We start from the raw sequence: 26,324 nt of genomic DNA on the forward strand, positions 1-26,324 counted from the left end.
ACATGAAATTAATTAAAAACGCACAAATTTTAGAAGCAGGATCATTAAAAAAGGTAGATGTCTTGATCGAAGGTAAAAAAGTAAAACAAATTGCACCAGCGATTGAAGCAACAGACGATATGACTGTGATTGATGCGAAAGGTCAATTTTTAGCACCAGGATTTGTAGATGTACATGTTCATTTAAGAGAACCAGGTGGCGAACATAAAGAAACAATTGAAACGGGAACACTTGCAGCAGCACGTGGTGGATTTACAACAGTATGTCCAATGCCAAATACAAAACCTGTTCCAGACTCAGTTGAAAATATGGATAGATTGAACCAATTAATTTCAGATAATGCGCATGTTCGTGTATTACCGTATGCGGCGATTACAGAACGTCAAGCGGGTAAACAACATGTCGACTTTAAGGCATTAACAGAAGAAGGTGCCTTTGCCTTTACTGATGATGGGGTCGGTGTACAAGAAGCAGCGATGATGTATGAAGCGATGCAAAAAGCAAAAGAACAAGGTAAAGCCATCGTGGCACACTGTGAAGACAATAGCTTGATCTATGGTGGGGCGATGCACGAAGCTAAGCGCAGTGCAGAGTTAGGTATTCCAGGAATTCCGAATATTTGTGAATCTGTTCAAATTGCTCGAGATGTCTTACTCAGTGAAGCGACAGGTTGTCATTACCATGTTTGTCACGTTTCTACAAAAGAAAGTGTACGCGTGATTCGTGATGCGAAACGTGCAGGTATTCATGTAACTGCAGAAGTCACACCACATCACTTACTTTTAACAGAAGAAGATGTACCTGGAGATAATGCAATGTATAAAATGAATCCACCATTGCGTAGCCAAGCGGATAAAGAAGCGTTAATTCAAGGCCTACTCGATGGCACAATTGATTGTATTGCAACAGACCATGCACCACATGCTGCAGATGAAAAAGCTCAAACAATGACACGTGCACCATTTGGTATTGTCGGCAGTGAAACAGCATTTCCGTTATTATATACACACTATGTGAAAACAGGTGAATGGACATTACAACAATTGGTCGATTACTTAACAATCAAACCAGCGGAAACATTCAACTTACCATACGGGTGCTTAGCAGAAGGTGAATTGGCTGACTTAACTTTAATCAACTTAGAAGATGAATTTGAAATTAAAGCAGAAGATTTCTTATCTAAAGCATCAAACACACCATTCTTAGGCGAAAAGGTATACGGAAATCCAGTGCTAACAATGGTAGAAGGCGACATTCGATATGAGGGGGAACACGCATAATGTTTGAGAAACGTTATATTGTTCTAGAAGACGGTACATTTTATTCAGGTTTCAAGCTCGGTTCAGATACCTTAACAAAAGGCGAGATTGTTTTTAATACAGCAATGACAGGATACCAAGAAACCATTTCAGATCCGTCATATACTGGTCAAATTATTACATTTACGTACCCACTAATTGGTAACTATGGTGTGAACTATGATGATTTTGAATCATTAACACCGACATTAAATGGGGTCGTTGTAAAAGAAGCGTGTGCATATCCAAGCAACTTCCGTGCACAAAAATCATTTGATGAAGTGTTAAAAGAATATGACATTCCTGGTATCAGTGGGGTAGATACACGCAGTATTACGAAAAAAATTCGTGAACATGGTGTGTTGAAAGCAGCATTTGTTGACAATAAAGATGAAATAAATGAAATGGTTGAAACATTAAAAGCAGTTAAGCTTCCAAGAACAGAAGTACCAACTGTATCAACGAAAACACCATATGTATCAACAGGATTTGATAAACGTGTGGTACTTGTTGACTTCGGTAAAAAACAAAATATCGTTCGTGAGTTAAATGCACGTGGTTGTGAAGTAACAGTTGTCCCTTATGACACTACAGCAGAAGAAATTTTAAAAATGTCTCCGGACGGCGTGATGTTATCAAACGGCCCTGGAGATCCAGATGATGTAAAAGTTGCATTAGATATGATTAATGGTATTCTCGGTAAAATCCCATTCTTTGGTATTTGCCTAGGACATCAGTTATTCGCACTATCACAAGGTGCTACATCATTTAAGATGAAATTCGGTCATCGTGGTGCTAACCATCCAGTTAAAGATTTAGCAACTGGCAAAATCGCTTTAACAAGTCAAAACCATGGTTATGCGATTGATGAAGCATCGATTGCGAATACAGACTTAGAAATTACACACATTGCATTGAATGATGGAACGGTTGAAGGCTTAAAACATAAAACATTACCAGCCTTTTCAGTTCAATACCATCCAGAAGCATGTCCAGGTCCAACAGATTCAAACTATTTATTCGATCAATTCATCGACTTAATGGAAGAATACAAACAAAAGGAGCGCGTTCACAATGCCTAAAAGAAATGATATCAAAACAATTCTTGTAATTGGGTCAGGTCCAATCATTATCGGTCAAGCTGCAGAATTTGACTATGCAGGGACACAAGCATGTCTTGCATTAAAAGAAGAAGGGTATCGCGTTATCTTAGTTAACTCTAACCCTGCAACCATTATGACGGATAAAGAAATTGCCGATAAAGTCTATATCGAACCGCTAACACATGACTTTATCGCACGTATCATTCGTAAAGAACAACCAGATGCGTTACTTCCAACATTAGGTGGACAAACAGGTTTGAACATGGCCATTGAACTACATGAAAGTGGCGTGCTTGAATCTAACAATGTGCAATTGTTAGGTACAGAGTTATCATCAATTAACCAAGCGGAAGACAGAGAATTATTCCGTACATTGATGAACGACTTAAATGTACCTTTTCCTGAAAGTGACATTGTTAATACATTAGAACAAGCCTTTGCTTTCAAAGAACAAGTGGGTTATCCATTAATCGTACGTCCTGCCTTCACAATGGGTGGAACAGGTGGCGGTATTTGTCATAATGATGAAGAGCTACAAGAAGTGGTATCGAACGGTTTGAAATACAGCCCAGCCACACAATGTTTAATTGAGAAATCAATCGCTGGATATAAAGAGATTGAGTATGAAGTGATGCGAGACAAAAACGATAACGCCATTGTTGTATGTAACATGGAAAACATTGACCCAGTCGGCATTCATACAGGTGATTCAGTTGTTGTTGCACCGAGCCAAACATTGTCTGATGTGGAATACCAAATGTTACGTGACGTATCATTAAAAGTCATTCGCGCCTTAGGTATTGAAGGGGGATGTAACGTACAACTCGCCTTAGACCCACACTCAATGAATTACTACATTATCGAGGTAAACCCACGTGTATCACGTTCATCAGCGCTTGCATCTAAAGCAACAGGCTATCCAATTGCGAAATTAGCTGCAAAAATTGCGGTCGGCTTAACATTGGATGAGATGAAAAACCCAGTAACAGGTACATCATACGCAGCATTTGAACCAAGCTTAGACTATATCGTATCTAAAATCCCTCGCTTCCCATTTGATAAATTCGAAAAAGGTGAACGTGAATTAGGAACACAAATGAAGGCGACTGGGGAAGTCATGTCGATAGGTCGTACGTACGAAGAGTCATTGCTCAAAGCTATTCGCTCACTGGAGTATGGTGTGCATCATCTCGGCTTACCAAATGGCGAATCATTCGACCTTGACTACATTAAAAAGCGTATTGAAGCACAGGATGACGAACGTCTCTTCTTTATAGGAGAAGCGATTCGTCGAGGGACAACATTAGAAGAACTACATGAAATGACTAAAATTGATTACTTCTTCTTAAATAAATTCAAAAATATCATTGATATCGAACATACCCTTAAAGAAAATAAAGGGGATATTGATTACTTGAGATTGGCCAAACGTTATGGCTTTAGTGACCGTACAATTGCGCATCGCTTTGAAATGACAGAAGAAGCGGTTGCACAATTACGTCAAGAACATGATATTCACCCAGTTTACAAAATGGTTGATACATGTGCGGCAGAATTTGAATCTGCAACGCCTTATTACTATGGTACTTATGAAGAAGAGAATGAATCGATTGTTACTGACAAAGAAAAGATCATCGTTTTAGGTTCTGGTCCTATCCGAATTGGACAAGGGGTAGAATTTGACTACGCGACAGTACACGCTGTATGGGCCATTCAAAATGCAGGTTATGAAGCCATAATCGTAAACAATAACCCTGAAACGGTATCAACGGACTTCTCAATTTCAGATAAATTATACTTCGAGCCACTGACAGAAGAAGATGTTATGAGCATTATCAACCTCGAACAGCCTAAAGGTGTGGTTGTTCAGTTTGGTGGACAAACAGCGATTAACTTGGCAGATAAGTTAGCAAAACATGGTGTGAAAATTTTAGGTACATCATTAGAAGACTTAAACCGAGCGGAAGACCGTAAAGAATTTGAAGCCTTATTGCGTAACATCGATGTGCCACAACCAAAAGGTAAGACAGCAACATCAGCACAGGAAGCACTAGACAACGCACGTGAAATTGGTTACCCGGTTGTCGTACGACCTTCATATGTACTTGGTGGACGTGCGATGGAAATTGTCTATAATGATGATGAACTTCATAACTATATGACAGAAGCGGTAAAAGCAAGCCCGGATCATCCAGTCCTTGTAGACCGTTACTTAACAGGTAAGGAAATCGAAGTGGATGCCATTTGTGATGGGGAAACAGTGATTATCCCAGGTATTATGGAACATATCGAACGTGCCGGTGTCCATTCAGGAGACTCAATTGCAGTATACCCACCACAAACATTGTCACAAGAAGAAATTGATACACTGGAAGCATACACAGTGAAGTTAGCAAAAGGGTTAAACATTGTGGGCTTAATCAATATCCAGTTTGTTTTAGCACACGATGGCGTTTATGTCCTAGAAGTAAACCCACGTGCCAGTCGTACAGTACCATTTTTAAGTAAAATTACAGGCATTCAAATGGCGCAATTGGCTATGCGTGCCATCATGGGAGAAAAATTAGCAGATCTTGGATTTAAACAAGGGGTTCAACCATATCAAGAAGGTGTCTTCGTTAAAGCACCAGTATTCAGCTTTAACAAGTTGAAAAATGTAGATATCACACTTGGACCGGAAATGAAATCAACAGGTGAAGTCATGGGACGTGACTTAACACTTGAAAAAGCCTTATTCAAAGGTTTAACAGCATCAGGTATGACGGTTAAAGACTACGGTACAGCACTGATTACCGTAAGTGATAAAGATAAAGATGAAATGGTAAAAATCGCGCAAAGATTGAATGCGGTAGGTTATAAAATTATCGCAACAGCAGGGACAGCGCAAAAACTAGCAGATCATGGTATCAAAGTAGAAACAGTTGGCAAAATTGGTGGACAAGATGACTTGATCTCTAAAATCCAAGGTGGCGACGTGCAAATTGTAATTAATACAATGACAAAAGGTAAAACGATTGCACGAGATGGTTTCCAAATCCGTCGTACTTCAGTAGAGAACGGCGTACCATGTTTAACATCATTAGATACAGCGAATGCATTAACAAACGTTATTGAAAGCATGACATTCTCAATGCGTAATATGTAGGAGGGACGAAAGCGGTGGAAAAATTAACAGTCATTTCAAATGAACAGATTGCAGATCGTATTTATGAATTGAAGGTGGCTGGACCGGTTGTTGCATCTTTAAAACAACCGGGTCAGTTTGTACACATCAAAGCAGGGCAAGGATCACAACATATGTTGAGACGTCCGATTTCAATTTGTGAGATTGATCCAGCAAATCAAAGCTTTACAATGTTGTTTCGTGCAGAAGGGGCAGGGACACAGAAAATTGCAGCATTACGTGAAGGGGATGCGTTAGATATTCTTGCACCTCTTGGTAATGGCTTCCCAGTCGAAAAAGCAAAGAAAAAAGCACTGCTTGTTGGTGGCGGTATTGGTGTGCCACCGCTTTATGAACTCTCAAAACAACTTAATGCACGTGGTATTGAAACGGTACATGTATTAGGTTTTCGTTCTAAAAAAGATGTCTTCTATCAAGAAAAATTTGAAGCGCTAGGTGAGACACATATCGTAACAGAAGATGGATCACTGGGTACACAAGGCTTTGTAACTACAGTCATTGATAAATTACCAGTAGATTATGATATTTACTACACGTGTGGTCCAAAACCGATGTTAAAAGCATTGACGGAATTGTACACATTAAAAGATGTTCCTGGCTACATTTCACTAGAAGAGCGTATGGGATGCGGTATTGGTGCATGTTTTGCATGTGTATGCCATGTACCGGAGAGTCCAACAGACTATGTCAAAGTATGTACAGATGGTCCAGTATTTGAAAAAGGAACGGTGGTACTATGAGTCGATTGAATGTAGAAATCCCAGGTTTATCACTTAAAAACCCTATTATGCCAGCAAGTGGATGTTTCGCTTTTGGGAAAGAATATAGTCAGTTTTATGATCTGTCAGAACTAGGTGCAATCATGATTAAAGCAGCTACAAAAGAAGTTCGCTTCGGTAATGAAACACCGCGTGTAGCTGAAACAGATAGTGGCATGATCAATGCGATTGGCTTACAAAATCCAGGGGTGCATCATATTTTAGATCATGAACTTAAAGCATTAGAGCAATATGATGTACCGATTATTGCGAATGTCGCAGGTTCTGTTGAAGAAGACTATGTATATGTCGCTGAACATATTTCAAAAGCACCGAATGTAAAAGCACTTGAACTAAATATTTCATGTCCGAACGTTAAAGAAGGCGGCATGCAGTTTGGTGTCGATCCACAAGTTGCAGCTGAACTCACACGTAAAGTAAAAGCTGTTTCTTCTGTGCCAGTATATGTGAAATTATCACCGAATGTAACAAATATTGTTGAGATGGCAACTGCCATTGCAGAATATGCAGACGGGTTAACGATGATTAATACACTTGTTGGATTACGTATTGATGCGAATACAGGTAAACCGATTATTAACAATGTAGTCGGTGGTCTAAGTGGCCCAGCGATTAAACCTGTTGCATTACGCATGGTTTATGAAGTGCGCAAAGCCTTACCAGATATACCGATTATTGCAATGGGCGGCGTGCAAGATGAACAAGATGTCATTGACTTTATCTCAGTCGGGGCAGATGCGGTTGCCGTTGGTACAGCTAATTTCCAAAATCCAACAGTGTGTAAAGATATTATCGATGCCTTACCAGCACGCTTAGATGAATTAGGTGTGACGCATATCCATGATTTGAAAGGTCGGACACAAGGAGGGCGTGGATAAATGAAACAGACACCGATTATCGCATTAGATTTTGCGACAAAAGAAGAAGTGATGACATTTTTAGCCAAGTTTGATACACCTTTATTTGTAAAAGTAGGTATGGAGCTATTTTATCAAACAGGCCCTGCATTACTTGAAGAAATCAAAGAACAAGGACATGATATTTTCCTAGACTTAAAACTTCATGATATTCCAAATACAGTTGGAAAAGCAATGGAAGGCTTAGGTCGATTGAATGTCGACTTAGTTAATGTGCATGCAGCAGGTGGTTCAGTGATGATGCAACGCGCAGTTGAAGGATTAAGACGTACAAATCCTGATACGAAGATTATTGCAGTCACACAATTAACTTCAACAACAGAGCAACAACTGCATGATGAACAGAAAATCGATATGACAATGGAAGAAGCGGTATGTCATTACGCGAAACTTGCACAGGATTCTGGATTGGATGGTGTAGTTTGTTCACCACTAGAAGCAGCACCAATTACAGAGCACTGTGGGAAAGACTTTTTAAAGGTAACGCCTGGTGTACGTCCAGCAAACACTGCTGTGAATGACCAGAAGCGTGTCACGACGCCTGAACAGGCAAAGGCACTTGGTTCGACGCATATTGTAGTAGGGAGACCGATTACACAAAGTGATGATCCGGTCGCAAGTTATCAACAAATTACAGAAAGTTGGTTAGGTTAATGGTAAAAGCAATTGCACAATCATTATTAGATATCGAAGCAGTCTCATTGTCACCGAATGACATGTTTACATGGAGTTCAGGTATTAAATCACCTATTTATTGTGATAATCGAATTACATTAGGATTCCCAGAAGTACGTGAAGCGATTCGTGATGGTTTAGTAGAATTAATCGAAAAACATTTCCCAGATGTAGACATCGTATCAGGTACTGCAACAGCGGGTATTCCACATGCAGCATACGTGTCAGATAAAATGAACTTACCAATGAACTATGTCCGTTCAAAAAGTAAAAGTCATGGTAAGCAAAACCAAATTGAAGGTGCAAATAGTAACGGGAAGAAAGTCGTTGTCATTGAAGACTTAATCTCAACAGGAGGTTCTTCAATTACAGCTGTGGAAGCATTGCGTGAAGCCGGCGCTGAAGTTTTAGGTGTTGTTGCCATCTTTACTTATGGCTTACAAAAAGCAGATGATATGTTCGGAGAGGCAAAAGTACCATTCTATACAATCAGTAACTATGATGAATTGATTGAAGTGGCAGAAGCACAAGGTAAAATCACTTCAGAAGATATTGATACATTGGTGTCTTGGAGAAATCAATTATAATTAAATAAATGACTCTTTACCTTTGTGGTGGGATGGCATGAAATGCTATCCCGCCTTTTTTTATATTTTGAATCATTTAGCTATATACAAGATTTATCAGACCGTTCAGCATGAAAGTTGAATGTTTTTTCTTATTAAATTGTAATGTTTGACATATAGTACACCTAGGTGTGCTATATGTCAAAGGAGGTTAGGTATGGATCAATCCACCTTTGAAGAATTTAACAATATGCATTTAACATTTATTAAAGTGAATCAACTTATCAATGAAGTGATTGAAGAACAGAACATTGATATCTCTAGGGAACAATTAGGTGTTTTTAAATTATTACTCAAGCACAAACAGCTTCCTTTAAAGACTATTGCGGAGAAACAAGGTGTTTTTAAAACAGCCATTTCTAAAAGAGTGAAAAAATTAGAGGAAAAAGGTTTTGTGACACGAATTAGTTCATCAGATAAAAGAGAAAAAGTGATTACACTAACAGATGAGGGCATCCGTTTTTATGAAGAAAGACAACGCATTCTTTATGAATCATTCATGAAGAAATTAAATTTAGACAAAGTACAAGCAGCTGAATTTTTTTCAAATATGCGTGAAGTTGACCAGTTGCTAAAACAAGGAGAGAAAAATATATGACAAACGACATCAAGATACATGTATTACACACAGGAGAAGTCATTGTTGACGAAGCACTTCCATTCGGCTATGAATCAAACAGACCACTTGCTTGGACAGGGTTATTCCGTTCAAAGAAACATCAGATTAGTATTCCAGTATCTGTATATTTAGTTGAACATCCAAAAGGTTGAATATTAATTGATACAGGCTGGCATACAGATAATAGAACGAAACAAATTAGAAACTTACTCTTCCAATATCCGGTCAACAAGGCTGATTTACCTGAAGGACAAGCAGTACATGAACAATTAAAACGATTGGGATACGAACCGAAAGACATTGATTATGTGTTAATGAGTCATATGCATTGTGATCATGTTGATGGTTTAAGACATGTTAAAGATGCTAAAAATATTTTATTAAGTGAGCCTGAATTCAAAGCGATTAAAAAGGATAAAATGCATTATCTTTCTCATGAGTGGAAGGGTGTTACGCTCAAATCATTCCCATTATCACATACTGGATTAGGTCCAAAAGGTTATTCATTTGATTTATTTGGTGATCAAACAGTTCAAATGATATGGTGTCCGGGGCACAGTAAAGGATTATGTGCAACGATGATAAAAAAAGAAGATGATGACAAATTCGTATTATTAGCAGCTGATGTTGGCTATGCAAATAAATCTTGGGAAGAAAATATTTTACCAGGTGTATTAGATAACAAAGAAGAAGCGCGTGCATCATTGAATTGGGTGAAAAAGAAAGCAAATGATGAAAATTGTATCGAAGCTTTAGCAAACCATGATGCGAATACAAAACCGCATGTCATTACATTATAAGTGTGAAGAGCCAGAAAAAAAGACCTCCAAGTGAGGTCTTTTTTGCGTTATTTTTGCTTTTCGGGTAAGGCGAGTTGGAAGTTCATACCAAACTTGTCTTGTACCCAAGCGAATTCGCGATATTGAGGCGGCATTGCTGTTTTAGGCATTAGAATCGCGCCACCATCTTTTAAGCCATTGAAGAGACGTTCCATTTCAAAGACATCTTTTACAGTAATATAAAGTGATGTGGCAGGTGTCATTTCGATTGGTGTACCATTGATATTGTCAATCGCCATGAAAACTTGATTGTTCAAAGTAAAGATGGCGTGTTGTACTTTGCCAGCTTGTTCTGGTGTTGTTTCATCGTATTTGACCATTGTAATGATTTCGCTGTCTTCAAAAAGTGATGTGTACTTTTTAATGGCTGCTTCTGCATCGCCATTAAACATTAAAAATGGTGTGATTTTAGGAATTTGCATTTGTATTAACTCCTTTGCAATATAATTTTAAACTTACTATTTACAGAACTTGCATAGTCTTACACTTTTACTTCTTTATATAACCAGTTACAATAAGAATAAATCATATGTGGAGGTTATTATTGATGATTAGCATGAATTTAGTGATTCCAATATTAGCAATGTTAGCCATTCTTGGTTTAGGTTGGCTATTCTTACGTTGGTATTTAAGATAACACTTATTTAGACTCTGATTGTTTTAAAGATTGAATTTTATCATAATCCGGTGTGGCATAGCGTGTTTGTTGATGATCATATGTCACAAACCCAGGCTTTGCACCACTCGGCTTATGGACATGCTTAATCTGTGTAAAGTCTACAGGAATTTGACCCGATTGACCCGCTTTTGAAAAGTATGCAGCAATCATCGCAGCTTCATCTATTGTTTGATCAGAAGGGGCATCGTTTAAGATAACGACGTGACTGCCCGGAAAATCTTTTGTATGGAACCAATAGTGTGATTTTTGTGCACGTTTATTTGTTAGGTAATCATTTTGTTTGTTATTTTTACCGACAAGAATGGTATCGCCATCTGTAGACTGATAGGCTTGTAATTTGATTGCGCCTGATTTCTTTTTCTTATGCTGTTTACGTTGGCGAATAAAGCCTTGCTCAGCTAATTCCTCACGAATTTCATCTATATCGTCCACTGTAATATGTGCCAGTTGCTGCTCAATATTTTCGAAATACTGTATATTTTCCTCTGTTAAGGTTAATTGGTGTGTGAGCTCGCGTTCGCGTGTTTTCATACGATTATACTGCTTATAGTAGTATTGCGCGTTTTCTGCTGGAGACTTTGTTGGATTCAACGGTATCGTCACTTGTTCCCCCGTATAATAATTGAGCGCCTCTAACGATTTATCTCCTTGTTTCAACTGATAAATATTTGCTGTAATTAATTCTCCGTATAGTTGTTGTAACTCTTTTTCTTGTGTGCCTTGTTGTTCATCTAATAACTTGCGATATTTATTTTGATACTTCTGTAATAGTTGTTGAACAAGTTTTACGAGGTCATTGGCACGTTGTTTGACACGTGCGCGTTCACCACGTGCATCATAAAAGCGATCTAGCAATTCGTGGAGAGATTCATAACGCACAACGTCATCATCAAATTGTGATAATGCCATAAAGTAAAAATCTTCTTTACCTGTCTCATGATTTTTATGAAAAACAGGTACATCTGCTTCATCAGTCTCAGCCATAACTTCATCAAATGCTTCAGGCAACGTATGTGCTGTCATAAAGTGACGACGTGACACAATCTCTTTTGTAATTAAAGGAGAGAAACCTTCAAAAGCCTGTAGCAATTGTCGGTCGATACGTCCTGCATTAAAATCTACAAACTGTAATACATCTTCACCACGATAGTCATATGGATTGTTTTTATTTTGAGCAGGGGGACCTTCATACTGAAAGCCTGGCATCACGGTACGATATTGATTGGTATTTGGTGTGAGGTGTTTAAAACCTTCAATAATTTTATATTCCTCATTAACTAGAATAAGATTACTATGTTTCCCCATAATTTCTAAAATAACGGTTCTATGAATTGTATCGCCAATCTCATCTTTACTTTCAACATCTATTTCCACACGACGGTCATTATCAATTTGACGTATGGCACGAATGATGCCACCTTCAAGATGTTTACGAAAGACACGTGCGAACATGGGTGGCTCAAACGGATTATCGTACTTTTTAGTTGTAAGATGAATACGTGCAAAGTTAGGGTGAATGGATAACAAGAGCTGATGATTTTTACGATTTTGTCGTATGACCATCAAGATTGTATCATTCTCCGGTTGGTTAATTTTATGAATACGACCGCTGACTAAACTTTGTAAATCAGCAACCATTTTTCTCGTGAAGAGGCCATCAAAAGCCATATTTCATTGCCACCTTTCTATTCATTCATTTCATTATTATAACATACACAAATAAGGGATAGAGATTGTACGAATTGAGAATAGGAATAGACAACATATTTAATAAAAGATAAAAAACGAATATAGTTTATTGCTGGTTAAACAGCCTGCTTATGAATTTAGGACGTGACATTTCGTTCATTTTATAATTATGTCGCATGCTTTTTTATAAAAATGTATTTCTAAATAACGTCACTTACTGTAAAATATGAAGTGTTGTAATACTCGCCCTATACAAGGGAAATCAACTTGTGTTAAGATATGATAATAACTAGAAGAATAACGTAGAAAGGTCGTTAGGCATGGATACTGAAAAAGGCTTACTTATCGTTCTTTCAGGTCCCTCTGGTGTTGGGAAGGGAACTGTAAGAAAACGTATATTTGATGATCCGCATACATCTTATAAATATTCAATCTCGATGACGACACGTGATATGCGTGAAGGCGAGCAAGATGGCGTTGATTATTTCTTTAAATCACGTGAAGAATTTGAACAACTCATTGAACAAGATGCTTTTATCGAATACGCAGAGTATGTAGGGAACTACTATGGGACACCGGTTCAATATGTAAAAGACACTATGAATGAAGGTCATGATGTATTTCTTGAGATTGAAGTAGAAGGTGCGAAACAAGTGCGTAAAAAATTTCCTGATGCATTGTTTATCTTTTTAGCACCACCGAGTCTTGATCATCTAAAAGAACGATTAATTGGTCGCGGTACAGAATCATCTGAAAAAATTCAACGACGTGTGGATGAAGCACGCAAAGAAGTTGAAATGATGAATCTTTATGATTATGTCGTTGTTAACGATGAAGTAGACTTAGCAAAAGACCGTATTCAATCAATTGTGGAAGCTGAACACCTGAAGCGTGAACGCATCGAAGCAAAATATCGAAAAATGTTATTGGAGGCTAAAAAATAATGTTATATCCACCGTTACATCATTTACAAGATAAAGTGAACTCTAAATACCTCATCGCAACGACAGCAGCTAAACGCGCAAGAGAAATTCAAGAAGACCCAGAAGGATTATTACTCGATGATTATACGAGTAAGAAGACGGTAGGACGCGCATTAGAAGAGATGGCTTCAAGTAAAGTTAAGCCGAATGTAGACTTAAAAGACTATTAATAAATATTGAATGAAGACTTGGCTCCGAGTGAGACTGAGTCTTTTTTTCATAGATATATTCAGCAAAAATAAGCATAAATATATTATAATGCTCATAAGAGTATAAAAATCAGGAGTGACATTATGAAAAACATTTTATTAGCGGTGACTGGTGGAATCGCAGCCTATAAAGCCATTGATTTAACGAGTAAGTTAACACAAGCAGGGTACGATGTTCGTGTGATGTTGACTGACAATGCGCAACAGTTTGTAACGCCATTATCGTTTCAAGCTATTAGTAGAAATGCTGTATATACAGATACATTTATTGAACAGAATCCAGAAGAGATCCAACATATTACATTAGGCGATTGGGCAGATGCTGTGATTGTTGCACCCGCTACAGCGAATACCATTTCTAAGTTAAGTCACGGCATTGCAGATGATATGGTGACAACGACACTGCTTGCTACGACTGCACCAAAGTTAATTGCACCGGCGATGAATGTGCATATGTATGAAAATCCGCGTATACAAGAAAATATGAAGACACTGAAAACGGATGGCTATCATTTTCTTGAGCCAGGCGAAGGGTTCTTAGCGTGTGGATATGTCGCAAAAGGGCGTATGGCAGAGCCGTTAGATATCATTGCTTCGCTCAAACAGCTAGGAGAAACAAACACACAGAAAAATATATTAACTGACACATATTTTACAGGTAAAAAAGTATTGATTACAGCTGGTACAACAATTGAAGAGATTGATCCAGTGCGCTATGTGTCCAATCGAGCATCAGGAAAAATGGGATATGCTTTAGCAGAAGCACTCGTTAGTCGAGGAGCAGAAGTAACATTAGTATCAGGACCAACTCATATTGAAGTTCCACAAGATGTGACATTTGTTCCAGTAACAAGTGCAGAAGATATGTTTGAAGCGGTTGTTTCACGTTTTGATGCACAAGATATTGTGTTTAAAACAGCTGCCGTATCAGATTATACGCCTGTGTCAAAATTAGAACATAAATTAAAAAAACAAGATGGTAACTTAACGGTTGAATTTAACCGTACGAAAGATATTTTAAAATATTTAGGAGAACATAAAACACATCAAAAATTAGTCGGATTTGCTGCTGAGACACGTGATGTGGCACATTATGCAAAAGATAAATTAACGCGTAAAAAAGCCGATGTAATTATTGCGAATAATGTTGGGGACCGTTCGATTGGTTTTAATTCGGATCAAAATGAAGTGACATTATACTTTAAAGAAGGAGATGCCCAACCAATTGAAAAAGGGCCAAAGAAAGAACTGGCATATAAAATTTTAGGTACATTAGAAAGTAGATGGCATGAATGATTGCACAAGTTATTGTGGATGTTGCAGCTAAAAGTGTTGATAGAACGTTCGATTATCTCATACCGGAAGATTTACAGAATGTTGTACAACCTGGTGTGCGTGTACTTGTTCCATTTGGTCCTCGAAAAATTCAAGGCTATGTGATGCAAATCGTACCAGATGAACAATCAGATATTGAGATACATCGCTTGAAACCCATTTATGAAGTAAAGGATATTCAACCAGAATTGACAGAAGAACTCGTTAAATTGAGTGAGTGGTATAGTCATTACTTTGTGTCAAAACGTATCTCCATTTTAGAAGCGATGTTGCCCAGTGCCATTAAAGCAAAATATACAAAAGCATTTAAGATAACTGAAGCTGAAAAATTACCGGAATATTTATTACAAAGGTTTAATCAAGAAGGTATTTACCCATATAAAGCTGCACAAGCAAATGAAGATGTGAATGACTTATTAGCTTATATGAAACAGGGTGCGGTGCATGAAGTGACCCTGTTGTCACAGCATACAGCCAAAAAGAAACAACGTGCTGTGCGAGTCATTCAACCAGACATGGGCGATAGTATTTTAATGGATTTAGAGAAAAGACCTAAACAGTACGATGTGCTGGCATTTTTATTAGATGAACAGCATCGCCCTGTCCGACTGCGAGAGTTGAAGGAAATGGGTTTTTCAGAATCAGCAATCAATACGTTAGAACGTAATGGTGTGATTGAAAAATACGATGTTGTCGTTGAACGTAATCCTTACGAAGGACGTATTTTTGAAAAAGAAACAAAGCGCCAACTTACGAAAGAACAGCAAGTTGCTTATGATCAAATCAATCATGCAGCAGAATCAAAACAAGCTGAGACATTTTTATTACATGGTGTCACAGGTTCTGGTAAAACGGAAGTATATTTGCAAATCATTGATCAAGTGTTAGAACGACATCAAGAAGCAATGATGCTCGTGCCAGAGATTGCATTGACACCGCAAATGGTACAACGATTTAAAGGTCGCTTCGGTGATGAAGTGGCTGTTCTACATTCTGGTTTATCTCATGGAGAACGATATGATGAATGGCAAAAAATTCGAGATGGACGCGCAAGAGTAAGTGTTGGTGCCAGGTCAAGTGTTTTTGCACCATTTAAAAATTTAGGTGTGATTATCATTGATGAAGAACACGAAGCAACCTATAAACAAGAGGATTATCCACGTTATCATGCCAGAGAAATTGCAGAATGGCGTAGTCGCTATCATCAATGCCCACTTGTATTAGGTAGTGCCACACCAAGCCTGGAAAGTTATGCCCGTGCTACTAAGAATGTCTATACATTGCTTTCTATGCCAACGCGTGTGAATAATCAACAATTACCTGAAGTTAAAATACGTGATATGAGAGAGGAATTGGCAAGTGGCAATCGTTCTATATTCTCAGAAGATTTGGCAAAAGCAATTGAAGACCGATTGAATAAGCAAGAACAAGTGGTATTATTTTTAAATCGCCGTGGTTATGCGTCATTTATGCTTTGTCGTGATTGTGGCCACGTACCACAATGTCCGAATTGTGATATTTCAATGACCTATCATAAAACAACACATGAACTGAAGTGTCACTATTGTGGTTACCATGAACCAGCGCCATTCCAATGTCCAAGTTGTGGGAGTGAACATATTCAACAAATGGGTACAGGGACACAGCGTGTAGAGGAATTGATTCAAGAGCGTTTTCCTACTGCTCGAATTATTCGAATGGATGTTGACACAACGAGTAAAAAGGGAAGTCATGAAAAATTATTAAAAGCTTTTGGTGAGGGTAAAGGAGATATTCTACTTGGTACACAAATGATTTCGAAAGGCTTGGACTTTCCGAACATAACATTAGTAGGCGTATTGAATGCAGATACCATGTTAAATCTACCTGATTTTAGATCGAGTGAGAGAACTTACCAATTGTTGACACAAGTAGCAGGTCGTGCTGGACGACATGAAAAAACAGGTGAAGTGATTATTCAAACATACAATCCAGATCACTATGCGATTCAAGATGTACAAGCCAACGATTATCTGGCCTTTTATGAGAAGGAAATGCAGTTTCGTCAGTTAGCGAAATATCCACCATACTTCTTCTTGATTAACTTTACGATAACACATGAGAAAATGAAAGTTGCATTACAAGCAGCGACCCACGTGCATCAAACTATATTACAACATGTGACAGATAAGTCATTTATTCTTGGCCCTGCACCTGCAGCATTGGCACGTATCAATAATGAATACCGTTTTCAAATTTTATTAAAATATAAAAGTGAACCTGAATTAATTAATGCGTTACGTTATTTAGATGATTATTATCATGAACGTTACGAACAAGATAAACTTGCACTTCGTATAGATATCGGTCCCTATATGATGATGTAAAAAAATAAAAGCTACGATTCATTACAAAATGTAGAGAATCGTAGCTTATTTTGTATAAAGAAAGAGGGGACGCGCCCCTCTTTTTTTAGATATTACTTATTTTCTTCACGTTTTTTCTTACGCCCGAATAGAAGTAATGAACCAATAGCAGCAAATAATGCACCAAATGATGTTGTATTTGCAGTGTTTTGACCAGTTTCAGGTAAAGCTTTCAGATTATGTTGTTGATCTTTTAAGTTGTTATCTGAAGATTTACTGTTTGAACTTGTTTGTGTTTCATTTTCTGATTCAGTAACAATATCTTCATTGATACTATTGTCAGAGTCACTATCTGCATCAGAATCACTATCCGAGTCAGAATCGCTATCCGAGTCAGAATCGCTATCCGAGTCAGAGTCGCTGTCAGAATCCGAGTCGCTATCTGCATCAGAATCGCTGTCTGCATCAGAATCGCTGTCTGCATCAGAGTCACTGTCAGCATCAGAGTCACTGTCCGAATCCGAATCGCTGTCCGAATCCGAATCGCTGTCCGAATCAGAGTCAGAGTCTGAGTCACTGTCAGAGTCAGAGTCGCTGTCAGAGTCAGAATCGCTGTCCGAATCAGAGTCACTGTCAGAATCACTGTCCGAATCCGAATCACTGTCCGAATCCGAATCGCTGTCCGAATCAGAGTCACTGTCGGAGTCAGAGTCACTATCAGAATCCGAATCGCTGTCCGAATCAGAGTCACTATCAGAGTCAGAATCGCTGTCAGAGTCAGAGTCGCTGTCTGCATCAGAATCGCTGTCTGCATCAGAATCGCTGTCTGCATCCGAATCGCTGTCTGAGTCAGAATCGCTGTCGGCATCAGAGTCACTATCCGAATCAGAGTCGCTGTCCGAATCAGAATCACTGTCTGCATCACTATCTGAGTCTGTATCTTTATCTGGATCTGGTGTTGTTGGATGTTCTTCTGTATCTACATCAGGTGTATTAGGATCAGTGGCGCCATCAGTATCTACATCAGTTGTTGGATCTGGTGTTGTTTTATGGAATCCAGAGTCAATTGTTTCATCGTCATTTTTAAGTGTTACAGTTACAGATGTACCATCCGAGTCTTTATCAGTTTCAGTTGTATTTACTGGGGATGGTGTATAACCTTCTGGTGTTTCAAATTTCACAACATACGTACCTGGTGGTAATTCATCAAAGTGATATCCACTGTTTTCATCAGTTGTTGTTTCTTTAATGACTTCATCGTTTTCATTTGTTAAAGTAACATGAACTCCTGATAATCCTGGTTCGTTAGGATCTTGAATGCCGTCTTCGTTTGTGTCTTCCCAAACTTTATCACCGATTGTAAATAATGGTATTTTATAGAAACCAGAATCGATAGTCATGTTATCATCTTGTAAGTCAACTTCAACTGATAATCCATCAGAATCTTTTGTATCATCGCTACCTTGGTTTGAAAGGGTAGATGTGTATCCAGCTGGTGTTTCGAAATCAACTGTGTAATGACCACGAACAAGTTGTTTAAATTTATAATTACCATTTTCGTCAGTTGTAGTACGCGCAACTTCAGTGCCATTTGCATCTTTTAATACGACTGTAACATTTGAGATACCTTGCTCATCTGGGTCTTGCATACCATCTTTATTTGTATCTTCCCAAACTTTATCACCAAGGGTTACATCATGTGTTAGAACCGTATAATGATTGAATTCACTGCTCTTCAAGTCAACTGGGATTAAAAGACCTTCGTTAGTTACTTTCCATTCATCTGGTATTTCCACATAATCTATACTATTCGGAACAATACGGTTGTATGTTGAAAGGCGATAGCCTTCAGGTGGGATAATTTCAATTGTGTAATGACCACGTTTTAAATGAGGGAATACGTATTGGCCTTCAAACCAATAGCCATCCACTATTGCATCGCCTGAGCTCTTTGGATTTTCATGTGTATTTGTCGTTGTACGAGCAACTTCAACACCGTTTTCATCTCTTAAGATGACAGTAACATTTTCAGCAAACATGTCTGGGTCATCATGTTGTCCGATACCATTATAAGTACTTGTACCGTTATCATTCATGTCGATGGATACCATACCATGTAACATGAAATCATTCTTAACAAATCCAGAATCAATCGTTAAGTCATCGTTTGTTAAGTCAACAGGAACAACTAAACCGTCTGAATCACGTGTTTTGTCAAGTTCTGGTACTTTGTCATCCCATGGTCTCTTTGGTGCATGGTGTTCCGGTGTTGGTACATAACCATCTGGTGCTACAAATTCAACTGTATAGTGACCTGGATCAAGATTATCGAATAAGTAATGTCCTTCAGCATCAGTTGTTGTTCTATTAATTTCTGAACCAGAAGCGTCTTTTAAAATGACTGTGACGTTTGCAATAGGATTTTCATCTTCATCTTGATAGCCTAAATCTGCATATTCTTCGTTTTCAGCCGCAAGTTCAATACTTTCAATATCTTCCCATACATAGTTACCAATTTTATATTTTGGTTTTTTATGGAAGCCAGAATCAATTGTTTCATCATTATCTGTGACATGTACTTCAACAGTTGTACCATTAGAATCTTTCTCTGGATCTGTACCTTGATTTGGTTTTGTTGGTTCATAACCATCAGGTGTAACAAACTCAACTGTATAGTCACCAGGAGGAACATTAGGGAAATGATATTCACCATTCTCATCAGTTGTTTTTGTTTCTACTGGATTACCATCTTTATCTTTTAAGATAACTGTGACATTTGGAATACCTGGCTCATCTTCATCTTGGATACCGTCATTATCTGTATCATCCCAAACTTTGTTCCCGATTTGATATGTTGCTTTATAGAAACCAGAGTCAATTGTTAAGTTGTTATCTTGTAAGTCAACAGGTACAACAAGACCATCAGAATCTTTTGAATCATCGCCTTGATTAGTCGTTGTTGCTGTATAACCATCTGGCGTCACAAATTCAACAGTGTATTTACCTTTTTCAAGTTCATCAAACAAGTAATGTCCTGTGTCATCAGTTTCTGTACGAGTAATTTCATTACCTTGAGCATCTTTAAGAATTACAACGACATGACTAATAGGGGACTCATTGTCATTTTGGACACCGTCTTTATTCGTGTCTTCCCATACATAGTCTCCCAATTGATATTTTTTCTTGTAGAATCCAGCATCAATCGTCATATCGTGATCACTTAATGCACCGTCAACTGTAGTGCCGTCAGAGTCTTTTGAATCATCAGAGCCCTGATTTGCTTGTGTTGGTTCATAACCATCTGGTGTAGTGAACTCCACTGTATAATGTGCAACTGTGACATTTTTGAAAATATAGTGACCGTTCTCATCTGTTGTAGTTGTTCTAATAGGATAACCTTCATCATTTTTTAATGTTACTTTTACACCAGGAATTCCATGTTCATTTTCGTCTTGGATACCATCTTTATTTGTATCTTCCCAAACATAATCACCGAGATCTAGCTTTGGTACTTTGTAGTAACCAGAGTCAATCGTCATGTCATCTCCAGTAAGATTAACATTTACAAGGTAGCCATCAGAGTCTTTTGAATCATCAGTTCCTTGGTTATCTTTTGTTACGGTATAGCCTTCAGGTGCAAAGAATTCAACAACATAGTTACCTTTTTGAAGTTGATCAAATAGGTAATGACCTGTTTCGTCTGTTACTGTACGTTTAATTTCTTCGCCGTTATGGTCATATAAAATAACCGTTGTATTTGGTAGGGGTGCTTCATTTGCATCTTGAATACCATCTTTATTCTCATCTACCCATACGTAGTCACCAATTTTGTATGAGTGATTTGTACGATAAAAACCTGAATGAATCGTATGATTATCTTCATCAAGTCGAACAGGTACAATTAAACCATTAGAGTCTTTTTTACCGGTAATATCTTGATCAACTAAAGTTGGTTGGTAGTCATTAGGTGTAACAAATTCAACAATGTAGTTTCCGTTACTTAAATGATCAAATTGATAGTGACCCGTTCCATCTGTAGTAGTACGTGTGATTTCATGATTTTGACCATCTTTTAAAATAACAGTTACACCTGCAAGTCCTGGTTCATTACTGTCTTGAAGTCCATCTTTATTGACATCTTCCCAAACGTAGTCGCCTAGAACGAGCGTAGAAGGTTTTTTATAGAAACCAGAATCGATTGTAACGTCATCATCATCTAATTCTACCTCTACATAGATACCATCCGAGTCTTTTTCATCATCGCCACCACGTTCAGCTTGAGTTGGTTTATAATCTTTTGGTGTAACAAACTGGATTGCATAGTGACCAGGCTCTAAATCTTGGAAAATATAATTACCATTTTCATCAGTAACTGTACGAGCAATTTCCATATCTTCTGAATCTTTTAAAATAACAGTGACACCTGGTAAAGGTTGTTCGTCTTCTCCTTGAACACCATCTTTATTTTTGTCTACCCATACATAGTCACCGACACGAACAGTGTCTGCAATTCGATAGAACCCAGAGTCGATAGTGACATCATTATTTGTTAAGTGAACTTTAACTTTTAATCCATCAGAATCAATATCATCATAGTAATTACCACCAATATTTGAGATAGTTGGTGCATATGCATGCGGTGTGACAAATTCAACAATATAGTCATTAGGATCTAAGTTGTTGAAGCTGTAATCACCATGAGCGTCTGATACCGTACGTTTTAATTCATTACCATCTTTATCTCTTAAAATAACAGTTACGCCACCAAGACCTTCCTCATGCTCATCTTGAATACCATTTTGATTTTCATCTTTCCAAGTTTTATCACCAATATTGTATGTTGGTGTAATTTGATAGAATCCAGAGTCAATTGTTAAGTCATCACTAGATAAGTAGACATTTGCTGTTGTTCCATCAGAGTCTTTACTATCGTCAAAGCCACGTCCAACTAGTGTAGGGCGATAACCTCTCGGTGTTTCAAATTTTACAGTGTATTCGCCAGTAGGTAAGTCAGTAAATGTGTAGTAACCATCTTTATCCGTTGTAGTACGGTTGATTTCTTCACCATACGCATTTTTTAATACAACTGTTACATCACTAATACCTTGTTCTTCATCTAAATCTTGAATACCATTTCTATTTGAGTCATTCCATACCATATCACCTAGTTTATGCAAACGAATGACTGGTTTTGGTGGTGGAGGCGGTGGAGGTGGTGTACCACAACCACAACGTCTAGGATATATATATGTCGTAGGTTGGTAATAATATCCCGTTCTAAACCCTGTACCTGGTGTTAGTATTGCAGCAAAATATTTTTCATTTGTTGGAATGTTACCTGTTGGAATTGAATTCGTGCTGATGTCTTCAAATGATGGAGTTAGAATTAAGTTTTGTTTTGAAGTGGGTTGTTCTGGTTGTGTATCTGCTGGAGTTAATGTGTTCTCAACAGCTGTAGCATCTATTGTATCAGTATTTGATTCTGGTTGTGATGCTTCTTTCACTGCTGTAACAACTTCTGATGTTTTCACTGCATCTTCTTCTTTTACAGAAACCTTTTCCTCTTTAGCTGGTGTAGTTTCTTCAGATGCCTCTTTTAAATCTGTTGCAGTATTTTCTGTTTCGATACTTGGTTTCACCGTATCAACTTTTGCATCTGTCTTAACATTTTCCTCTGCTACTGTTGATTCTTCATTTGTTGTTTCAACTTGTGTGTTTTCTACTGTGTTGATCGATGGAGATTCTACGCTGTTTTCTTCTGTGCTAAGTGTTTCTTCACTTGACACATTTTCGTTGTTCAGAAGGGCTGCGTCTTCTGTTTGTGCATCGCTATGATCATCTGTGTCATCATCGTTTGCGACTGCTGTTTCCTGTGTTTCAATTTCATCCGCTTTGGCGTCATCACTTAATTCGAAAAGTAATGTTGCACCAACTAAAATTGATGCCGTGCCGACCGTAAATTTTCGAATAGAGTACTTATTCAACCGATTCGGAATAAAATCGTACTTATTGCTCATATTTACACCCCTATACATATAATTTAGCGTATATTCATACTGCTAAAGAAATTATATGCTAACATTTTTATAAAAACAACATCGAAATTTAATACAAAAATTTATTTTATTTCTATTTTACGATACTAATATTTAGGAATGCGTACTATTGTTTTTAGCTATTATTGTCGTTTTGAAATTATTAAATTTATAGAATGCCAAAAATATTGATATAACAGGTTTTAAAAGTGAATAAAAATTGTGAAACTATCGTTTAACACAGATTTAAGCTATAATGAAATGATGAATTTCGAAAGAGGAGTGTGCATTATGGCAGTGAAAAAAATTTTAAATTATCGCACATCCAATTTGCGACAGAAGACTGAGCCGGTGTCTCAATATGATGAAAAATTAACTTCATTAATAGAAGATTTGGAAGATACAATGTATGAGATGGGGAGTCAGGCAATTGCGGCACCACAGATTGGTGTCAATCAACAAGTAGCACTTATTGATATGGGGCAAGATGGTTTACTACAACTGATTAACCCAGAAATTAGTTCAGCAAGTTCAGAAATGGCGACAGAGCTTGAGGGCTGCATGAGTGTACCGGGACGTTATGGTGAAGTTGAAAGAAGTCGTATGATTGTTGTGAAAAGTAATGACTTAAATGGAAATCAAGTAGAGTTGACAGCTTATGATGATATCGCACGTATGATTTTACATGAAATGGATACACTTAATGGTATTTTGTTTATTGATAAAATGCATAAAGAAGTAACGGAAGATGAATTGGAGGCGTATTTAGAGGATGAGTAAAATTATTTTTATGGGAACACCCGATTTCTCAACAAAAATATTAGAGATGTTAATTGAAACAGAAGAAGTGATTGCTGTTGTTACACAACCAGATAGACCTGTAGGAAGAAAAAGAACACTGACACCGCCCCCTGTGAAAAAAGTAGCAGTGGCACATGATATTCCTGTTCTCCAACCCGAAAAGCTTATAGGGTCTGAAGAGTTAGAAACACTATTAAATATGCCGTGTGATTTAATCGTCACTGCAGCTTTTGGACAATTATTGCCAGAATCATTACTTTCACACCCAACATATGGTGCTGTTAATGTGCATGCGTCTTTACTACCTAAATATCGTGGAGGTGCACCAATTCATCAATCTATTATCGATGGTGAAGCAGAAACAGGTGTCACAATTATGTACATGGTAAAACAATTAGATGCTGGAGACATTATTTCACAACGTGCCATTCCAATAGAAGAAACGGATAATGTAGGATCAATGCATGATAAGTTAAGTGATCTTGGAACAGCGCTTTTACAGGAAACGCTGCCAAGCATTTTAAATGGAACGAATGCACGTACGCCGCAAGAATCTGATAAAGCAACTTTTGCTTCTAACATTCAACGAGAAGATGAACGTATTGATTGGACAAAAGATGCACGTGCTATTTTTAACCATATTCGTGGCTTATCACCATGGCCAGTAGCTTATACAAAGCTGGATGATAAAGTGATGAAGCTATACCAAGCACAAATTGTTTCAGATAAAAAAGGTATGCCAGGACAAATCCTTGAAACAACAAAAAAACAAATCATTGTTGGAACAGGTTCTGATGATGCGATTGCGTTAACTGAAATTCAACTCGCAGGTAAAAAGCGTATGCCTGTTGCAAACTTCTTAAGTGGCTATCAAGATGCATTAGTAGGAAAGGAACTACATTAATGAGTACTGTACGAGAACTAAGTTTCGAGACATTAGAAGCGGTCTTAAAGGATGGCGCATATAGTAACTTAAAAATGAATGAAGTTTTACAAGAGCATGAGTTGAGTCCTGCAGACCGAGGGTTGTATACAGCACTTGTATATGGGACATTAAAACGAAAACTGACATTAGATTTTTATCTAAAACCTTTTATCAAGACAAGAGTTAAAGGTTGGGTAAGAAGACTTTTGTGGATGAGCTTGTATCAATTTGTTTATATGGATAAGATTCCGACACACGCAATTATTAATGAAGCAGTTGAAATTGCAAAGCAACGTGGCGGCAAACAAACAGGTAACACAGTGAATGCCATCTTAAGACAAGCAACAACACAACCATTGAGAAATATTGATAGTGTTAAAAATAAAGATGAACGCTTGTCTGTTCGTTACAGTTTGCCGACATGGATTATCCGACATTGGAAAACGCACTTTGGTTTAGAAACGACAGAAGCTATTGCAGAACAAATGCTATTGCCTGCTGTTCAGACAGTGCGTGTAAACCGTACAAAAATATCAGTTGCATCTGTTGTTCAACAATTGGAAGAAGAAGGATATCACGTACAGCAAGATCGTGATATCACACATTGTCTGATTGTCGAAGGAACTGGTGTGATGCAATCTCAACTATTTAAACAAGGTAAAATTAGCATTCAAGATAAAAGTTCTATGTTTGTAGCTGAAATGATGAATCTACAACCTGGTCACAATGTGTTGGATTGCTGTAGCGCACCAGGTGGTAAGTCATGTCATATGGCTGAAATTTTAGATGGTTCAGGTCATATTTTGGCAACTGATATTCATGACCACAAAATTGGATTGATTCAGCATAATATCAATAAATTAGGACTCTCTGGTATCGAAGCACATCAACATGATGCAACGGTGCCATATGAAGGTGAATTTGATCGTATTTTAGTCGATGCACCATGTAGTGGACTAGGTGTTTTACGTCATAAACCAGAAATTCGATATACGATGACACAAGAAACGGTTGATGAATTGGTTAAGATTCAATTACAAATCCTTAACAATGTTGCTCAAAATTTAAAAATAGGTGGCGAGCTGATCTATTCAACCTGTACAATAGAACAAATGGAAAACGAGAATGTTATTTATACATTTTTGAAAGCACATCCAGAATTTGAATTCGTAACGATAAAAGATCCAAGAACAGATCAACAAGTTAAAACATTACAACTTTTACCACAAGATTACGATGCAGACGGCTTTTTTATAACAAAGATTAGAAGAAAGGATCAGTGA

At 37.7% G+C, this 26,324-nt stretch carries 18 protein-coding genes and 1 pseudogene; 16 read left to right on the forward strand and 3 right to left on the reverse strand.

All coding sequences use genetic code 11. The features are described 5' to 3' along the window. The first annotated feature begins 2 nt into the window (after positions 1-2). The 9 genes and pseudogenes from pyrC (at position 3) to MUA88_RS04325 (ending at position 10,001) form a co-directional block, all read left to right on the forward strand. Positions 3-1,280 carry a dihydroorotase gene (gene pyrC / locus MUA88_RS04280; RefSeq protein WP_262605854.1) on the forward strand — a complete coding sequence of 426 codons (1,278 nt, stop codon included), beginning with the start codon at positions 3-5 and terminating at the stop codon, positions 1,278-1,280. Next, a complete protein-coding gene (locus MUA88_RS04285) occupies positions 1,280-2,380 on the forward strand; it encodes a carbamoyl phosphate synthase small subunit (protein ID WP_262604884.1) in 1,101 nt (366 codons plus the stop codon). The genes pyrC and MUA88_RS04285 overlap by 1 nt, the downstream gene beginning before the upstream one ends. Then, positions 2,373-5,546: a carbamoyl-phosphate synthase large subunit gene (gene carB, locus MUA88_RS04290; RefSeq protein WP_262605855.1), complete on the forward strand. Its 3,174-nt coding sequence runs from the start codon at positions 2,373-2,375 to the stop codon at positions 5,544-5,546. The genes MUA88_RS04285 and carB overlap by 8 nt, the downstream gene beginning before the upstream one ends. Positions 5,547-5,560: 14 nt before the next feature. Next, positions 5,561-6,325, forward strand: coding sequence for a dihydroorotate dehydrogenase electron transfer subunit (locus MUA88_RS04295; RefSeq protein ID WP_262604886.1), 765 nt, complete (start codon positions 5,561-5,563; stop codon positions 6,323-6,325). Further along, a complete protein-coding gene (locus MUA88_RS04300; RefSeq protein ID WP_262604887.1) occupies positions 6,322-7,242 on the forward strand; it encodes a dihydroorotate dehydrogenase in 921 nt (306 codons plus the stop codon). Before MUA88_RS04295 ends, MUA88_RS04300 begins: the two co-directional genes overlap by 4 nt. After that, positions 7,243-7,935, forward strand: a complete 693-nt coding sequence (pyrF, locus tag MUA88_RS04305; protein ID WP_262604888.1) for an orotidine-5'-phosphate decarboxylase — start codon at positions 7,243-7,245, stop codon at positions 7,933-7,935. It abuts the gene before it with no gap. Beyond that, positions 7,935-8,543 (forward strand): orotate phosphoribosyltransferase, encoded by a 609-nt coding sequence (gene pyrE, locus MUA88_RS04310; RefSeq protein WP_262604889.1) that lies wholly within the window; start codon positions 7,935-7,937, stop codon positions 8,541-8,543. The genes pyrF and pyrE overlap by 1 nt, the downstream gene beginning before the upstream one ends. 196 nt (positions 8,544-8,739) lie before the next feature. After that, positions 8,740-9,180: a MarR family winged helix-turn-helix transcriptional regulator gene (locus MUA88_RS04315; RefSeq protein WP_262605856.1), complete on the forward strand. Its 441-nt coding sequence runs from the start codon at positions 8,740-8,742 to the stop codon at positions 9,178-9,180. Further along, positions 9,177-10,001, forward strand: a pseudogene (locus tag MUA88_RS04325) (N-acyl homoserine lactonase family protein). Before MUA88_RS04315 ends, MUA88_RS04325 begins: the two are co-directional and overlap by 4 nt. Positions 10,002-10,048: 47 nt before the next feature. Here the strand turns inward: MUA88_RS04325 and MUA88_RS04330 are convergent. Both MUA88_RS04330 and MUA88_RS04335 read right to left on the reverse strand, forming a co-directional pair. Further along, entirely contained in the window at positions 10,049-10,462 is a 414-nt protein-coding gene (locus tag MUA88_RS04330) for a VOC family protein (RefSeq protein ID WP_262605857.1), read from the reverse strand. A gap of 218 nt (positions 10,463-10,680) precedes the next feature. Then, entirely contained in the window at positions 10,681-12,387 is a 1,707-nt protein-coding gene (locus MUA88_RS04335) for an Rqc2 family fibronectin-binding protein (RefSeq protein ID WP_262605858.1), read from the reverse strand. A gap of 341 nt (positions 12,388-12,728) precedes the next feature. Here MUA88_RS04335 and gmk point away from each other — a divergent pair, with 341 nt between their 5' ends. The 4 genes from gmk to priA all read left to right on the forward strand — a co-directional run bounded on the left by gmk (position 12,729) and on the right by priA (position 17,301). Then, positions 12,729-13,352 carry a guanylate kinase gene (gmk, locus tag MUA88_RS04340; RefSeq protein WP_262604894.1) on the forward strand — a complete coding sequence of 208 codons (624 nt, stop codon included), beginning with the start codon at positions 12,729-12,731 and terminating at the stop codon, positions 13,350-13,352. Further along, positions 13,352-13,561 carry a DNA-directed RNA polymerase subunit omega gene (gene rpoZ / locus MUA88_RS04345; protein ID WP_262560629.1) on the forward strand — a complete coding sequence of 70 codons (210 nt, stop codon included), beginning with the start codon at positions 13,352-13,354 and terminating at the stop codon, positions 13,559-13,561. Before gmk ends, rpoZ begins: the two co-directional genes overlap by 1 nt. Positions 13,562-13,684: 123 nt before the next feature. Beyond that, positions 13,685-14,896, forward strand: coding sequence for a bifunctional phosphopantothenoylcysteine decarboxylase/phosphopantothenate--cysteine ligase CoaBC (gene coaBC / locus MUA88_RS04350; RefSeq protein WP_262605859.1), 1,212 nt, complete (start codon positions 13,685-13,687; stop codon positions 14,894-14,896). Next, complete coding sequence (priA, locus tag MUA88_RS04355; protein WP_262605860.1) at positions 14,893-17,301, forward strand: primosomal protein N'; 2,409 nt, start codon at positions 14,893-14,895, stop codon at positions 17,299-17,301. The genes coaBC and priA overlap by 4 nt, the downstream gene beginning before the upstream one ends. Before the next feature lie 92 nt (positions 17,302-17,393). On the opposite strand, the gene MUA88_RS04360 is transcribed toward priA, so the two are convergent. Further along, positions 17,394-23,297 carry an SdrD B-like domain-containing protein gene (locus MUA88_RS04360; RefSeq protein ID WP_262605861.1) on the reverse strand — a complete coding sequence of 1,968 codons (5,904 nt, stop codon included), beginning with the start codon at positions 23,295-23,297 and terminating at the stop codon, positions 17,394-17,396. Between the two features lie 309 nt (positions 23,298-23,606). Here MUA88_RS04360 and def point away from each other — a divergent pair, with 309 nt between their 5' ends. From def to rsmB, 3 genes are read left to right on the forward strand one after another with little or no spacing between them, the layout of a single operon-like run. Beyond that, entirely contained in the window at positions 23,607-24,095 is a 489-nt protein-coding gene (gene def / locus MUA88_RS04365) for a peptide deformylase (RefSeq protein WP_262604897.1), read from the forward strand. Further along, a complete protein-coding gene (gene fmt / locus MUA88_RS04370; protein WP_262605862.1) occupies positions 24,088-25,020 on the forward strand; it encodes a methionyl-tRNA formyltransferase in 933 nt (310 codons plus the stop codon). Before def ends, fmt begins: the two co-directional genes overlap by 8 nt. Then, positions 25,020-26,324: a 16S rRNA (cytosine(967)-C(5))-methyltransferase RsmB gene (gene rsmB, locus MUA88_RS04375; protein WP_262604899.1), complete on the forward strand. Its 1,305-nt coding sequence runs from the start codon at positions 25,020-25,022 to the stop codon at positions 26,322-26,324. The genes fmt and rsmB overlap by 1 nt, the downstream gene beginning before the upstream one ends.

The organism is Staphylococcus sp. IVB6240, assembly GCF_025558425.1.
Lineage (GTDB): Bacteria > Bacillota > Bacilli > Staphylococcales > Staphylococcaceae > Staphylococcus.

What these genes read in the sequence shown, in the direction of transcription:
- gmk (WP_262604894.1), top strand. Translation starts at nt 12,729, where the DNA reads ATGGATACTGAAAAAGGCTTACTTATCGTTCTTTCAGGTCCCTCTGGT.
- MUA88_RS04330 (WP_262605857.1), bottom strand. Translation starts at nt 10,462, where the DNA reads ATGCAAATTCCTAAAATCACACCATTTTTAATGTTTAATGGCGATGCA.
- carB (WP_262605855.1), top strand. Translation starts at nt 2,373, where the DNA reads ATGCCTAAAAGAAATGATATCAAAACAATTCTTGTAATTGGGTCAGGT.
- def (WP_262604897.1), top strand. Translation starts at nt 23,607, where the DNA reads ATGGCAGTGAAAAAAATTTTAAATTATCGCACATCCAATTTGCGACAG.
- coaBC (WP_262605859.1), top strand. Translation starts at nt 13,685, where the DNA reads ATGAAAAACATTTTATTAGCGGTGACTGGTGGAATCGCAGCCTATAAA.
- pyrE (WP_262604889.1), top strand. Translation starts at nt 7,935, where the DNA reads ATGGTAAAAGCAATTGCACAATCATTATTAGATATCGAAGCAGTCTCA.
- fmt (WP_262605862.1), top strand. Translation starts at nt 24,088, where the DNA reads ATGAGTAAAATTATTTTTATGGGAACACCCGATTTCTCAACAAAAATA.
- pyrC (WP_262605854.1), top strand. Translation starts at nt 3, where the DNA reads ATGAAATTAATTAAAAACGCACAAATTTTAGAAGCAGGATCATTAAAA.
- pyrF (WP_262604888.1), top strand. Translation starts at nt 7,243, where the DNA reads ATGAAACAGACACCGATTATCGCATTAGATTTTGCGACAAAAGAAGAA.
- MUA88_RS04285 (WP_262604884.1), top strand. Translation starts at nt 1,280, where the DNA reads ATGTTTGAGAAACGTTATATTGTTCTAGAAGACGGTACATTTTATTCA.
- MUA88_RS04300 (WP_262604887.1), top strand. Translation starts at nt 6,322, where the DNA reads ATGAGTCGATTGAATGTAGAAATCCCAGGTTTATCACTTAAAAACCCT.
- MUA88_RS04335 (WP_262605858.1), bottom strand. Translation starts at nt 12,387, where the DNA reads ATGGCTTTTGATGGCCTCTTCACGAGAAAAATGGTTGCTGATTTACAA.
- rsmB (WP_262604899.1), top strand. Translation starts at nt 25,020, where the DNA reads ATGAGTACTGTACGAGAACTAAGTTTCGAGACATTAGAAGCGGTCTTA.
- rpoZ (WP_262560629.1), top strand. Translation starts at nt 13,352, where the DNA reads ATGTTATATCCACCGTTACATCATTTACAAGATAAAGTGAACTCTAAA.
- priA (WP_262605860.1), top strand. Translation starts at nt 14,893, where the DNA reads ATGATTGCACAAGTTATTGTGGATGTTGCAGCTAAAAGTGTTGATAGA.
- MUA88_RS04315 (WP_262605856.1), top strand. Translation starts at nt 8,740, where the DNA reads ATGGATCAATCCACCTTTGAAGAATTTAACAATATGCATTTAACATTT.
- MUA88_RS04360 (WP_262605861.1), bottom strand. Translation starts at nt 23,297, where the DNA reads ATGAGCAATAAGTACGATTTTATTCCGAATCGGTTGAATAAGTACTCT.